Annotated in this window: 10 protein-coding genes and 1 pseudogene; 4 read left to right on the plus strand and 7 right to left on the minus strand. The window is 74.8% G+C overall.

What is annotated here, in order from left to right; translation table 11 throughout:
• Positions 1 to 92: 92 nt before the first annotated feature.
• The 3 genes from IF20_RS02065 to IF20_RS02075 form a co-directional block, all read right to left on the minus strand.
• A complete protein-coding gene (locus tag IF20_RS02065) occupies positions 93 to 2030 on the minus strand; it encodes an ABC transporter permease subunit (protein WP_110943711.1) in 1938 nt (645 codons plus the stop codon).
• 20 nt (positions 2031 to 2050) lie between these two features.
• Positions 2051 to 3574, minus strand: coding sequence for an ABC transporter substrate-binding protein (locus IF20_RS02070; protein WP_052863137.1), 1524 nt, complete (start codon positions 3572 to 3574; stop codon positions 2051 to 2053).
• Between the two features lie 141 nt (positions 3575 to 3715).
• The gene (locus tag IF20_RS02075) at positions 3716 to 4297 is read right to left on the minus strand and encodes a GNAT family N-acetyltransferase (RefSeq protein ID WP_052863138.1); all 582 of its coding nucleotides are present in this window, start codon (positions 4295 to 4297) and stop codon (positions 3716 to 3718) included.
• Positions 4298 to 4474: 177 nt separating this feature from the next.
• Between IF20_RS02075 and galU the strand changes: the two genes are divergently transcribed.
• On the plus strand, positions 4475 to 5449 hold the full coding sequence (gene galU, locus IF20_RS02080; protein ID WP_052863139.1) for a UTP--glucose-1-phosphate uridylyltransferase GalU: 975 nt from the start codon (positions 4475 to 4477) through the stop codon (positions 5447 to 5449).
• A gap of 58 nt (positions 5450 to 5507) precedes the next feature.
• A complete protein-coding gene (locus IF20_RS02085; protein ID WP_052863140.1) occupies positions 5508 to 7703 on the plus strand; it encodes an ArnT family glycosyltransferase in 2196 nt (731 codons plus the stop codon).
• A 70-nt stretch (positions 7704 to 7773) separates the two neighbouring features.
• Here the strand turns inward: IF20_RS02085 and bla are convergent, their stop codons facing one another.
• Positions 7774 to 8694 (minus strand): class A beta-lactamase, encoded by a 921-nt coding sequence (gene bla, locus IF20_RS02090; RefSeq protein ID WP_110943712.1) that lies wholly within the window; start codon positions 8692 to 8694, stop codon positions 7774 to 7776.
• 79 nt (positions 8695 to 8773) lie between these two features.
• Complete coding sequence (locus tag IF20_RS02095) at positions 8774 to 10423, minus strand: penicillin-binding transpeptidase domain-containing protein (RefSeq protein ID WP_052863142.1); 1650 nt, start codon at positions 10421 to 10423, stop codon at positions 8774 to 8776.
• Positions 10424 to 10578: 155 nt separating this feature from the next.
• Here IF20_RS02095 and IF20_RS02100 point away from each other — a divergent pair, with 155 nt between their 5' ends.
• On the plus strand, positions 10579 to 11454 hold the full coding sequence (locus tag IF20_RS02100; RefSeq protein ID WP_052863143.1) for a LysR family transcriptional regulator: 876 nt from the start codon (positions 10579 to 10581) through the stop codon (positions 11452 to 11454).
• Positions 11451 to 12365 (plus strand): serine hydrolase, encoded by a 915-nt coding sequence (locus tag IF20_RS02105; RefSeq protein WP_052863144.1) that lies wholly within the window; start codon positions 11451 to 11453, stop codon positions 12363 to 12365. Before IF20_RS02100 ends, IF20_RS02105 begins: the two co-directional genes overlap by 4 nt.
• 16 nt (positions 12366 to 12381) lie before the next feature.
• On the opposite strand, the pseudogene IF20_RS02110 reads toward IF20_RS02105, so the two are convergent.
• A pseudogene (locus IF20_RS02110) lies at positions 12382 to 12657 on the minus strand (SAM-dependent methyltransferase); the annotation flags it as partial.
• A gap of 92 nt (positions 12658 to 12749) precedes the next feature.
• A complete protein-coding gene (locus tag IF20_RS02115) occupies positions 12750 to 13685 on the minus strand; it encodes a LysR family transcriptional regulator (protein ID WP_052863145.1) in 936 nt (311 codons plus the stop codon).
• Between the last annotated feature and the right edge of the window lie 38 nt (positions 13686 to 13723).

A 13723-nucleotide genomic window follows, 5' to 3' on the forward strand; every position in this document is an offset into this window, starting at 1 on the left:
GAGCGGCGAGAGGGCCCGCCAGGTGTGGTGGAGGGAGCCGGGCGCCCGGAGTCGCGTCCGGCGCGGGAGCCGGACCCCGGGGCGGACGTCGTTCACACCAACTCCCGTACGCTATGCGCCTGTTGAACGTCCGGGCTGGTATCCGGAAGCGGGTTCCGCGGGCCGGCGCCGCCGTCCGGGCCGCCGGGTGCGGGCGCGCCCTTGCGACGGCGGCCCCGGAACGCGCCCGCCGCCGTCACCGCGAGGGCGCCGAGCACGGCGAGGACGGCGGCGGGCGCGAGCACCGTCCAGGGAGCGCGTTCCACATACGGCTGGTTCTCGGCGAGCAGCAGCCCCCACTCGGGCGACGGCGGCTGGGCGCCCAGGCCCAGGAAGCCGAGCGCGGCGAGGGCGAGGGCGATCCCGGGCAGCCGGACGAGCGCGTGCCGGGTGACCGGCGGCAGTACGGCCGGCAGCAGCTGGTGCCGGAGCAGGTACCAGCGGCCCGCGCCCAGCGCGCGGGTCGAGGCGAGATGGGTGGTGGCCCGTTCCTGCTGGAGCAGTGCGGTGGTGTGCGCGGCCAGCGGCGCCCACGCGACGGCGGCCACGGCGAGCGCGGGCGTCGCCGGGCCGCTGCCCGCGACGCCCGCGACGAGCAGGCCGGCGAGGACGGGCGGTACGGCGTTGACGGTGTCGACCAGCGGGCCGGAGAACCGCGGCAGCAGGCCCAGCAGGACGCCGAGCACGAGGGCCGCGGCGCTCAGCGCGAGGGCGAGCGTCAGGGTGTCGAGCGCACCGTGGGCGACCCGCGCCAGCATGTCCCGGCCGAGCGAGTCGGTGCCGAAGGGGTGGGTTCCGGAGGGCGCCTGGAGCTTGGCGGTGGTGTCCAGCGCGAGCGGGTCGCGGGGCAGCCCGGCCGCGACCACGCCCAGCAGCACCACTCCGTAGAGGACCGGCAGGGTCCGGCGGGCGGGCGCGACGGGCCGGTGGAGCGTCGGCAGCGCGCCGTCGCGCAGCGCGGGGCCGAGCAGCAGCCGGGCGGCCCCGCGCGTGACCACTCCCGAGACCGCCGCGAGCAGGACGAGGGCCAGCGTGCCGGCCTGGAGGACGGGCAGGTCCTGGGCCGTGGCGGCCTGGAGGGTGAGCCGGCCGAGCCCGGGAATGTCGAAGATCTGCTCCACCGCGACCGCACCGCCGGTCAGCCCGACCACGAACAGCCCGAGGTTCGGCAGCAGACCGGGGACGCAGCGGCGCAGGGCCTGCCGGGCGATCCGCCGGGCGGGCAGACCGCGTGCGGTGGCGGCCAGCGCCCAGGGCTCGGCGAACGCGCCGGGCAGCAGGTCGTCCAGCACCCGGCCGAGCAGGCCGCCTGCCGGCAGCCCCAGCGCGAGCGCGGGCAGCACCATCCACCGCGGCCCGTACCAGCCGAGCGCGGGCAGCCAACCGAGCTGTACGCCGACCACCGTGGCCAGCATCGACCCGGTCAGGAACTCCGGCAGCGCGGCCAGCATCGCCGTTCCACCGCCCCTGGACCGGCGACCGCCCAGCCGGCGCGCCGCGCCGAGCCGGAGGGTACGGGCGCACACCGCCCCCGCCGTGAGCAGGGCGACCACGAGAGCCCCGGCCATGAGCAGCAGGGAGGCGCCGAGCGCCTGGGCGACGGACGGGGTGACCTCGGCGCCGGAGATCCAGGAGTGCCCCGCGTCGCCGTGCAGGACCAGCCGGCCGAGCCACCGGCCGAGGAGGTGCAGCGACCCGGCGTCGAGTCCCAGCTCGTCCCGGATGGCGCGCAGCACGTCGGGGGTGGGGTCGCGGTCGGCCGAGCGCGCCTTGAGCACGGTCAGCGCCGGGTCGGTGCGGGACAGCCACGGCAGCAGCCCGATGCCGCAGAGCAGGACCGCGGCGAGGACGAGTCGCCAGAGCAGCGCCGGGCCACGCCCGCTGCCGAGCGCCCCGGCGGCCGTACGGATGCGCGCCACCGGACCGGTACGGTCACCGCCGCCGGTCACCCCGGTCGCGTCGCCGGTCACTTCGGTCCCGCCGTCCCGCATGCCGCTGTCCTGCCCGCCGCTCAGCGTCGCGTTCCGGTGCCGAGGAGGGCGCGCTCGTACGGGTCGTAGGTGACGCCCTGCACGGAGGTGCCGACCCCGGTGATGATCCGCTGGTGGACCAGCGGCACCACCGCGTCCGTACCGAGGACCGCGGCCTCCGCCGCCATCGTGGTGTCCTGCCGCTCGGCGGTGTCGGCCTGCCCGGCCGCCTCGGTCACGGCCGCATCGACCTTCTTGTCGCAGAGCTGCGCCAGGTTGTAGCTGCCCTTGCAGGTGTAGTCGCTGGCGAGGATCGACACGGGGTCGCCGGTGTCGAGCATGGTGTTGCGGGCCGAGACGATCGCGTCGAACTTGCCGTCCAGGGCGTCGCTCTCCAGCCGCGCGTAGTCGCGCACCGTCAGCTCGACCGTGAAGCCCGCCTTCTCCAGCTGCTGCTGGAGCACCTGCGCGACCTCGGGCAGCTCGGGGCGGTTGTCGTACGTGGCGAGGGTGAGGGTGCGGCCGTTCGGTGCCGCCGCCTCCGCCCGGCCGGCCGGCTTCTCGCGCTTGTCCTCCGCCCAGGTCAGGGCGGGCCCGAAGATGCCCTTGCCGGGGTCGGCGTGGCCCTCGTACACGCCCTTGGCGAGTGCGGAGGTGTCGATCGCCTTGCGCGCTGCGGCGCGCAGCCCGGCGTCGGCGAAGGCGCCCTTGCGGGTGTTGAGCAGCAGGCTCGTGGTGCGTGCGGTGCCCGTCTCGTGGACGGTCTTCTCGTCCAGGGAGGCCGCCTGGGAGACCGGCACGGCCTCGGCGATGTCGACCTCTCCGGTGCGCAGCGCGTTGGTGCGGGCCGCGCCGTCGGCGATGAACCGCGCGTCCACGCCGGACGCCTGGGCGCGGCCGCCCCAGTAGTCGTCGAAGCGGTCCAGGGACGCCCGGGTGGTGCCGGTGACCTCGGTGAGCTCGAAGGGGCCGGTGGCGGTGCCGACGGGGTCGACGGTGTCCTTCGTGCCCGCACCCGCCTTCTTGCCGCCCTCGTACGCCTTGCCGGAGAGGACCGCGAGGCCGGGGCTGGACATCCGGAGGGGCAGCGCCGGGTCGGGGTCCGCGGTGCTGATCCGGACCTTCCGGTCCCCCGCCGCCTCGGCGGTCAGCCGCACACCGGACAGCGCGGCGGGCACGGGCTTCGCCGCGGCGGCGTGGGTGAGGGACGCCGCGACGGCCTTCGGGGTGACCTCGGTACCGTCCTGGAACGTGGCGTCGCGCAGCGTGAAGAGCCAGCTGTGGCCGTTCTCGCGGGTCCAGGACTCGGCGAGCGCGGGTACCGCGGTGCCGTTGGCGTCGAGCCGGGTCAGGCCCTCGGTGACGCCGAGCCGGCTGAGGAGGGTGGCGTCGGCGCCGTACGGGGAGAAGTGCTCGGCGGGCGGGAAGGCCATCGCGACGCGGAGCCGGCCACCGCCGGCGGCGTCCGGCGACGACGATCCGCCGTCGTGGCCGGCGAAGCAGCCGGAGAGCAGGGGGGCGAGCAGCACGGCGGCGGCGAACCGACGGCGACGGAGAGGGCTCATGTCCTCGTTCTCTGCGTTGCGGGGGCGAGGGGTACGTGGCGGGCGGCCCGGTCAGGGCGCGGGGCGCGGGGGTCAGGAGGCGGGGGGCGCCGGGGTCAGGAGTCGCGACGCGCCGGGGGCAGGAGGCGCGGGGCGCCCGGGTCAAGAGGCGCGGGGCGCCCCGGCCAGGACGCGGGGCGCGGGGACGGGCACCGGCAGCTCCACCTCGAAGTGGATGATCCCCTGGCCGCCGTCCGGCAGCTCCCGCTCGTCGCAGACGACGGTGGAGAGCGACCGCCAGAACGGCTCGGCGCCGGTCACCGCCGGGTCGGTGTGCAGGTACACCGCGTCGTAGCCGCCGTCGGCCGCGGCGAAGTCCAGCAGTTCGTGGACCAGCAGCCGGGCCAGTCCGCGCCGGCGGTGCTCGGGCCGTACGTAGGTGCGGCGCAGCTGCGCGGTCTTCCCCGAGGGGAAGCGCTCGGCGATCTCGCGGGGGTTCGGCGGGTGCGCCGGGCCCCGGGAGTCCAGCGCGCCGGTCGCGACGACCGTGCCGTCCGCCTCGTCGACCGCCACCAGCAGCGTGTGCCGGTCGGGTGCGACGTAGGCTCCTTCGAGGTCGATGATGTCGCGGTGCCAGCGCGGCACGTACCCCGTACCGAAGTCCCGGTAGACCGTGTCGAGCATGACGCCACGGGCGCCGTCGAGATCGTCGGGGGTCGCCGTCCTGATGCTGTAGCCACGCATTTGCACATCATATGCATGAGGTAAATCGGCACAGAAACCCCCTTCGCCCGGCTCTTCACGCAGGTCACGCGGGGGTGCGTCTGCACAGCTCACTCAAAGGTCCGGCCAAGCCTCCCCACATCGAAGGAGCGCAGGGTGTGAGGGCACTTGCACTTCTCCGTCCCCGTGAGGTCTTCCATGCCCGTACGCACCTCCCTGCCTGTCCGCACCTCCGTGCGCAAGGCCGTCGTCCCGGCCGCCGGTCTCGGCACCCGCTTCCTGCCCGCGACGAAGGCCACGCCCAAGGAAATGCTGCCGGTCGTCGACAAGCCGGCGATCCAGTACGTCGTGGAGGAGGCGGCCGACGCGGGTCTGGACGACGTGCTGATGATCACCGGCCGCAACAAGCGCGCCGTCGAGGACCACTTCGACCGCGCCCAGGAACTGGAAGAAGTACTGGCCGCCAAGGGGGACGCGGACCGGCTGGAGACCGTACGCGGCCTCGCCCGGCTGGCCCGTATGCACCACGTCCGCCAGGGCGCTCCGCTCGGCCTGGGCCACGCCGTGCGCTGCGCGCGCGACCACGTCGGCGACGAGCCGTTCGCCGTGCTGCTCGGGGACGACCTGATCGACCCGCGGGACACCCTGCTGACCGAGATGCTGAAGGTGCACGCGCGGACCGGCGGCAGCGTCGTGGCGCTCACCGAGGTCGACCCCTCGGAAACGCATCTGTACGGCTGCGCCGCGGTGGAGCCGGCCGAGGACGGCGTGCTCCGGGTGACCGGGCTGGTCGAGAAGCCGGCGCCCGGCGAGGCCCCCAGCAACTACGCGGTGATCGGGCGGTACGTGCTCGACCCGGCCGTCTTCGAGGTCCTGGAACGCACGGCTCCCGGGCGCGGCGGCGAGATCCAGCTCACCGACGCGATCCAGGAGCTGGCCGGACGGGACGGCCGGCAGGGCGGCCCCGTGCACGCCGTGCTCTTCCGCGGGCGCCGTTACGACACCGGGGACCGCGCTTCCTACCTGCGCACCGTCGTGCAGCTGGCCTGCGCCAGGCCCGACCTCGGCCCCGGCTTCCGCACCTGGCTGCGCGGCTTCGTCGACACCCTGCCGGGCGCGGAGCTGCCCGCCGTTCGTGCGGGCGCACCGGCCGAAGCCGCCGCCACCCACTGACCGTCCCTTTCGAGGCCGCCACCAACTGACCGTCCCTTTCGAGGAAGAGCCCGTCGCCATGACCGCCCCGCCCGCTCCCACCGTCCCCCCGCCCTCCTCACCGGCCCCGCCGCGGTCCCGGCCCGCGGCGTTGCTGCTCGGCCGCCGGGACGAACCGCGCTGGTCACGCCCGGTCCTGTGGGCCGCGCTCGCCGTCGCCGCACTCCTGTACCTCTGGGGCATCTCCGCCGGCGACCTCAACAGCTTCTACTCCGCCGCCGTCTACAGCGGCACCCGGAGCTGGCAGGCGTGGTTCTTCGGCTCCCTCGACGCCGGGAACTTCCTGACCGTCGACAAGCCGCCGTTCGCCCTGATGGTCATGGGCCTGTCCTGCCGGGTCCTCGGCTTCGGCACCTGGCAGATGCTGCTGCCGATGGTCGGCGCTGCGCTCGGCTCGATCGCCGTCCTGCACACCGCGGTCAAGCGGGTCTTCGGGCACGGCGCGGCGGCGGTCGCCGCCTTCGTGCTGGCCCTCACGCCGATCACCGTGGCCATCACCCGGGACAACAACCCCGACCCGCTGCTGGTGTTCCTCATGGTCACCGGCACGGCGCTGGCGCTGCGCGCGATCCGGACCGGCCGGCTCCTGCCGCTGCTGGGCACGGCGCTCGCGCTGGGCCTGGCCTTCCACACCAAGATGCTGCAGGCGTACATCGTCCTGCCCGCCATCGCCGCGGTGTACCTGTACGCCACGAACCTCGGCCTCGCGAAGCGGATGCGCAACCTGCTGCTCGCCGGCGTCGCCCTGGTGGCCGCCAGCGGCTGGTGGGCACTTGCCGTACAGCTCTGGCCCGCGGACAGCCGGCCCTACATCGGCGGTTCGACGGACGGCACCGCCTGGGACCTGATCCTCGGCTACAACGGCCTGGGCCGGGTCCTCGGCGGCGAGGGCAACGGCGGGGGCGGTGGCGGAGGCGGCGGCAGCTTCGCGGGAACCGCCGGCTGGGGCCGGATGTTCAACGAGACGCTGGGCGGCCAGATCTCCTGGCTGCTGCCCTTCGCCGGCATCGCGCTGGTCGCCGGGCTGGTGCTGCGCGGCCGGGCGCCGCGCAGCGACGCGGTGCGCGCCTCGCTGCTGATGTGGGGCGGCTGGACCGTCCTGCACCTCCTGGTGTTCAGCCTGTCCGAGGGCACCGTGCACCCGTACTACACGACGGCGCTGGCGCCCGGCATCGCGGCGCTGTGCGGCGGTGGCGGCGCGCTGCTCTTCCGGGCGTTCCGCGACCGCCGCCGCTGGATCTGGGTGCTGCCCGCCGCGCTGGCCGTGACGGCGGCGTGGGCCGTGGTCCTGCTGCGCCGCGCCGCGGACTGGAACGCCTGGCTCGTGCCGGTCGTCGTGGTCCTGACGCTCGCCGCGCTGGTGGGTCTCCTGGTCTTCCGCACGCCGGGCGGCGCGCGGGCGGCACGCCGTACGAAGCTGCTCGTGGTGTCGCTCGTCGTGGCCGTGGTGGCGGGACTGGCCGGACCGGCGGCGTACGCGGTCTCGGTGCCGACCTCCTCCGGTGGCGGCGGCATGGGCGGGGTCAACCCGACCGCCGGCCCGTCGACCGGCGGCATGGGCGGCGGACCGGGTGGCCGTGGTGGTCCCCCCTCGGGCATGAAGGGCCGGCTGCCCGGTGGCGCGGAGGGCGGCATGCCCGGGGGCGCCCAGGGCCGTATGCCCGGTGGCTCCGAGGACGGGGCCATGACGCCGCCGACCGGTGGCCAGGGTTCGTCCCGATCCGACGGCAAGTCCCTGGAACAGGGCGGTACTTCGGGTGATTCCGCGCGCCGCGGCGGCATGCGCGGCGGCCCCGGCGGCATGGGCGGCGCGGACCGCGAGATGCTCTCCTACCTGGAGCGGCACCGGGACGGCGCCACCTGGCTGGCGGCCGTCTCCAACTCCCAGAGCGCCGCGTCGATGATCCTCAGCAGCAAGCAGCCCGTGCTCTCCATGTGGGGCTTCACCGGCTCGGACCGGGCGATGACCGTGGCCACGCTGAAGTCCCTCGTCAAGGCCGGCAAGCTGCACTACGTGCTGGTCGGCGGCGGTACGGGCGGCGGCCCCGGCGGCGGCAACAGCCTCTCCACCGAGGTCAACGCGTGGGTCGAGAAGCACGGCACGGCGGTGAAGGCGTCGGCGTACGGCGGCAAGAGCTCCGGCAGCAGCGAAAGCGCCAACAACAACAGCAACAGCCAGACGCTGTACCGGCTCGACGCGGCCGACGTCTCCTGACGCACCCGGCCCCCTCCGGCCTCTGCTGACGCAACGTCAGGAGCCGGCGGGGGCCGGCGCAGGGCGGGCCTCAGGCGAGCCGCGCCGCCACCAGCTCCGCGACCTTGGCGACCAGCGGGTTCTTCGCCGGGCCCGCGGGGTCGTACGTGGTGGAGAGCACGGACAGGGCGAGCGGTGCGCCGTGCGGAGGCCACACGACACCCACGTCGTTGGCGACGCCGTAGTCCGAGCCGCCGCCGGTCTTGTCCGCCAGGACCCAGTCGGCCGGGAGGCCCGCGCGGAAGCGCTCGGTGTTGGTCGTGTTGGCGACCAGCCAGCCGGTGAGCCGCTCGCGGTCCGGCGCGGTGAGCACGCGCCCGAGGAGGAGGCGGGCGTAGGTCGTCCCGACGGCCTGCGGGCTGGTGGTGTCGGTCCGCCGCCAGGGCTCGGCGGAGTTCAGCTCGGGCTCCCACCGGTCCAGCCGGGTGGTGCCGTCCCCGACCGAGCGGCAGAACCGGGTGATGGCCGTCGGGCCGCCCAGCTCGCGCAGGAGCAGGTTCGCGGCGGCGTTGTCGCTCTCGCCGACCGTGGCGGCGCACAGCGCCTCGACCGTCATGCCGTGCGCGAGGTTCTCGGGCTTGCCGGTGACGGGCGTGTGCCCCGCCTTCTCGACATCGGCCCGCGTGTAGTGGATGCGCCGGGCGAGGAACTCGCCGTCGCGGTCGAGGTCCCGCAGGACGGCGGCCGCGGCGAGTCCCTTGAAGACCGAACACATCGGGAAGCGTTCCGCCGCGCGGTACCGCACCGTCCGGCCGGTGGCCATGTTGCGGGCGAACACCCCGAGCCGGGCCTCGTACTGCCTCTCCAGCGCCCGAAACTGCTCGGTGACGCCGTCGGCGCGAGGGACGGTGGCGTACGCCGTGCCGCCGGCGGGCAGGGCGGCGGCCAGGGCCGTGCCGGCGCCGAGGGCCAGCACCGTACGACGGGACGGATGCGCTCTGGTGGTTTCCACGTTCCTTCTCTCTTCTGTGGACAGCCCCCTGCGGGCAGCCTCCTGTGGGCAGCCCTCTGCGGGCAGCGGGGTGTGCGAATCAGTCGATGTTCTTCAGGAAGCGCGCCGCGACCGGGCCGGCGTCCGCACCGCCGGAACCGCCGTCCTCCAGGAAGACCGCCCAGGCCAGGTCGGAGCCGCCCTGGTAGCCGATCATCCAGGCGTGGGTGTGCGGCGGGTCGGCCGTACCGAACTCCGCGGTGCCGGTCTTGGCGTGCGGTTCGCCCGGCAGGTCTTTCAGTGCGTGTCCCGAGCCGGCGGTGACCGTGGCGCGCATCATCTTGCGGAGGTCGCCGACCACTTCCGCTTCGAGCTTCTCCGGCGCCCGGTACTTCTTCTTCACCGCGTCCGGCACCAGCACCGGCTGTTCGAAGGACCCGTTCTTGACAGTGGCCGCGATGGACGCCATGACCAGCGGTGACGCCTGGACGCGGGCCTGGCCGATGGCCGCGGCGGCCTTGTCGTTGTCACTCGTATCGGCGGGGACGCTGCCGTCGTACGTCGTCACGCCCGCGTCCCAGCTGCCGCCGATGCCGAACGCCCGCGCGGTGTCGCGGAGCGATGTGGCGGAGAGCTTGTCGCGGGAGTCGACGAAGAAGGTGTTGCAGGACCGGGCGAAGGCGTCCTGGAACGTGGCGCCGTCGGGGAGCGTGAACAGGTCCTGGTTCTCGAAGCGTTGGCCGTCGACGCGGGCGTACTTGGGGCAGTCCGCGGGATCCGAGGGACGCATGCCCGACCTCAGCAGCGCCGCCGCCGTGACGACCTTGAAGGTGGAACCGGGCGGATAGCGTCCCGCCAGCGCGCGGTTCAGCCCGCCGGGCTTGTTGGCGGCGGCCAGGATGTGGCCGTTGCGCGGGTCGACGGCGACGATCGCCGCCTTCTTCCGCACCCCCGACAGCGCCTCGGCGGCCGCCCGCTGCACGCGGGGGTCGACGGTGGTCCGCACGGGCCGGCCCTTGGCGGGCTTCACGGCGGTGAGGCTCAGCACCGCCCGGCCGCTCTCGCGGTCCACGATCACCAGGGACTTCTTCGGCCCCTTGCCGCCGGAGAGGCGCGCGTCGTAACGGGCTTCGAGGCCGGAGGTGCCCTTTCCGGTGGCCTCGTCGACGGTGCCGACGAGGGAGGCGGCCTCCAACGGGTCGCCGTTCCTGTCGAGGACCTTCGCCCGGGTGGCGCGGCTCTTGAGGGCGAGCGTCTGGCCGGACTTCATCTTCGGGTGCACCGTCGGCGTCGTGAACTCCACCGTCCACCTGCCGGCCGTCTGCCGCAGCCGGGCCTGCGTGTTCCACCGGACGGGGCCGGCGCCCGGTACCTCCATCGCCACGGTGAACGGCAGCCGCACTTCTCCGTCGCGCTCCTTCTCGCCCTCGCCGGGGGTGATCTCGGTGGCGGACGGGGCGAGGTTCGTCATCACGGAGGTGAGGAGCGACCGTGCGGCGTCCGGACTGTCGGTGTACGCGGCGGCCTTGCGGGCCGCGCCGTCCTCCCAGGCCCCGGCGAACCGCTCGAAACGCGCGGTGGCGGCGGCCACCTGCGGGTCCCGCGCACCGCGGTCCGCCAGCAGGAAGTGGTAGCCGGCCCCCGCCGCGCCGCCCAGGAGCAGCAGGGCGGCGACGCTTCCGTACCGCCGCCGACGGCTCCGCCGCTGATCGTGCGGGCCCGGCCCCCCGGGGAAATGCGGGTACGTCATGTGGCTCCCTTCGCTGTGCCGGGGCACCCGCGACGAGCGCGGCCCTCCCCCTGGCGTCACGCCTCGGAGTCAACCCGCGCCCCCGACCCATGTCGAATATGCTTTTGCGCCAGAGGCGATTCGCACGTGATATCGCCGCACGCCACGAGGGCAGGATGCTGACAGAACGCCACTTGGAAATCTTCGTCGCGCTGGCCGAAGAGGAGCACTTCGGTGCCGCGGCGCAGCGGGTGGGAATCACCCAGCCGCCGCTGTCGCAGGGCCTGCGCCGGCTGGAGGCCCTGCTCGGCGTCCGCCTCTTCGACCGCACCCGCGGCGTCGCCCTGACCGACGAGGGTTCCCTGCTGCTGCCGCACGCGCGCCGGGCGCTCGCCGCGCTCTCCGAGCTGCGCGAGATCGGCGCCCGGGAGCACGCGGACGGCCGGCGACTCCGGCTCGGGCTGGCGCCCGAGGTGCCCGCGCGGCTCACCGCCGCCGTGGCCGCCGCACCGGTACGGGCCGGGGAGCAGTCCCGCATCGGGGTGCTGACCGCGCCGACCGCCACCCTGCTGTCCGACGTCGCGGCCGGCCGGCTCGACCTCGCCGTGATCCGGCATCCGGCGGTACTGGGCGGGTTGGCCGCCGGCCGGGTGGTGCTCTTCCCGACCTGGCGCCTCTCCCCCGAGGGTCACGACGACGGGGCTGCCGGCGGTACGCCTCGGCGGCTGCCCGTGGCCGTACGGCCGCGTGAGGAGGCGCCCGCGGCGCACGACCTTTTCGTCGACACGCTGGCCAGCCGCGGGCGGCGGGTGGAGACCGTGGTGGTGTCCGACGAGCGCGCCGGTCTCGCGCTCGTGGCGGCCGGGCAGGCGGTGCTGGTCACCGCGGACGAGACGCTGACCGCCGAGGGCATCGAGCGGCGCCCGGCCACGGATCCGGCCCTGCCGCTGCGGCTCCGGGTGGTGTGGGACCCCCGGCGGCCGGACGCCGCGGAGACGGCGGACACGGCGCAGCTGCTGGTGGACACGCTCGCCCGGCAGGCCGCGAAGTGAGCGCGGCGCGGCGGAGCGGCGGCGCGGCCCGCACGATCCGCGAGATGTTCGCCGACGCCGGGGTGCGCGGCTGGCTGCACGTGGCGGAGCTGCACCGGCCCGAGGCGCGGGTGACCGTCGACCCCGACGAGCCGGTGCCGATGGGCTCCGTCTACAAGGTGCCGCTGATGGTGGCGTTCTGCCGGCTGGCGGACGCCGGGGAGCTGGATCCGGCCCTGCGGGTCACCCTGGAGCCGTCGCACCGGGTCGCCGGCCCCACCGGCATCTCGATCCTGCAGGACGCCGTCTCGATGTCGCTGCGCGACCTGGTCGTCCTCATGATGACCATCTCGGACAACACGGCGGCCGACGCGGTGCTTCGCGCCGTCGGCTCCACGGTGGTCGACGGGGTCTGCCGCGAGCTGGGCCTGCCGGACACCCGCATCCTCGGCGGTGTCGCGGGCACGTGGGCCCAGTTGGTCACCGAGACCGGCACCGAGTCGCTGGCGGCCGCCATGGAGCGCATCACCAGTAACGACGCGACCGTCCCGGCCGGCGTCTACGACCCGGTGTCCAAGGCCTCCACCACGCCGTCGGACATGGCGCGGCTGCTGCGCGCGATCTGGACCGGCGCGGCGGCCTCCGCCGAACGCTGCGCGTTCATGCGGGACGTCATGGGCCGGCAGCCGTGGCGGCACCGGCTCGCCTCCGGTTTCCCGTACGACGACGTGACCGTGTCGGGGAAGACGGGCACGTTCGGCTCGATGCGGCACGAGGCCGGGGTCGTGGAGCTGGCGGACGGCAGTGCGTACACCGCCGTCGTCTTCACCCAGGCAGCCCGCGCCGACAGCACCCTGCCCCGCGCCGACGCGGTCATCGGTGCCGCGGCCCGCACGGCGGTGGAGGAGCTGCGCGGCAACGAGGGCACGTGACCGGGCGGCCCCCGGGTCAGTCCCGGAGCGGGCCCGGGGCGTCGCGGCGGAAGAGGGCCGTCCACAGGAACGGCTCGCCGAAGTGGGGGGAGTCGTCCGGCTCGTCGTGCATGCGGCGCGATTCCACCTCGGTGAGGCCGCCGAAGATCCGGCGCAGCGATTCCGGCGTGTAGGCGAGCCCGCCGTGCAGGCGGGAGCTGCGGTACAGCTCCCTGTCGGAGAGTTCGGACCCCATCGCGCCGCCGGCGAAGCAGGCGAGGGCGAAGTGGCCGCCGGGGGCGAGGGATCGCTCCCCTCCACGCCTGCCGACAAGGTACGGCCGGGAGCCGTGGAAGGCCAGGCCCGTCCGGCCGGTCCGGGCGTCCGGGCGTCCGGCAGGTACCGCTATCCCTCCGGCAACGGCCGTTCCCCCGGCAGGTGTTCCAGCGTCGCCGCCATGTCCGTGCGGCGGGCGACGTCGGTCAGCGCGCGGGCCAGGACCGAGCCGGGCTCGCGGGCGGTGAGGACCAGGCCGATGGGCGCGGTGCGGACCGGGTCCACCAGCGGTACGGCCCGCATGCCGGGCGGCATGTCGAAGACGCGGAGCCAGGCGCGCGGCACGATGCCGGCCCACCGGCCGGTGCGGACGTGCGCGTACACCGAGGCGATGGAGTCGGTCTCCACCTGGGGCGCGGCCCGGACCCCGGCCTCGGCGAACACCTCGTCGAGCACCCGGCGCCCCTGCATGCCGGTGCTGAGCAGGCAGAGCGGCAGGCCGGCGGCGGCCGCCCAGGACACCGTGACCGAGGCCGCCGCCGGATGCGCGGCGCCGGTCAGCAGGACGTACCGCTCCCGGTAGAGCGGCACGGTGCGGAACTGGTCCGTGATGTCCTCGCCGAGGTACGTGACGCCGGCGTCGAGCTCGAAGTTCTCCAGCCGGTCGAGGATGTCCCGGGACCGTAGGTCCGAGGCGATGCGCGCGTCGACCAGCGGGTGCGCCGCGCAGAACGGCTCGACGAGGAGCGCCACGGCGGCCGAGGCGGTGGGGACGCAGCCGATGCGCAGCTCCCCGCTCAGCCCGGTGCGCAGCGCCTGCACCTCGGAGGTGAGCGCGTCGCGGTCGGCGAGGATGCGCTGCGCCCACAGAACGACGCGCTCGCCTTCAGGGGTGAGCCCCTCGTACTTGCGGCCGCGGCGGATCAGTGGGACGTCGAGCTCCCCCTCCAGTTTGCGGATCGCCTCCGACAGTGCGGGCTGGGAGACGTAGCAGGACTGCGCGGCACGGGCGAAGTGGCGTTCGCGCGAGAGCGCGACCAGGTATTCGAGCTGGCGGAAGAGCACCGCACCGGTCTACACCGGCCGGGGCCGAATCACCAACA

Origin of the sequence: Streptomyces niger (assembly GCF_000718305.1) — a bacterium.
GTDB lineage: Bacteria > Actinomycetota > Actinomycetes > Streptomycetales > Streptomycetaceae > Streptomyces > Streptomyces niger.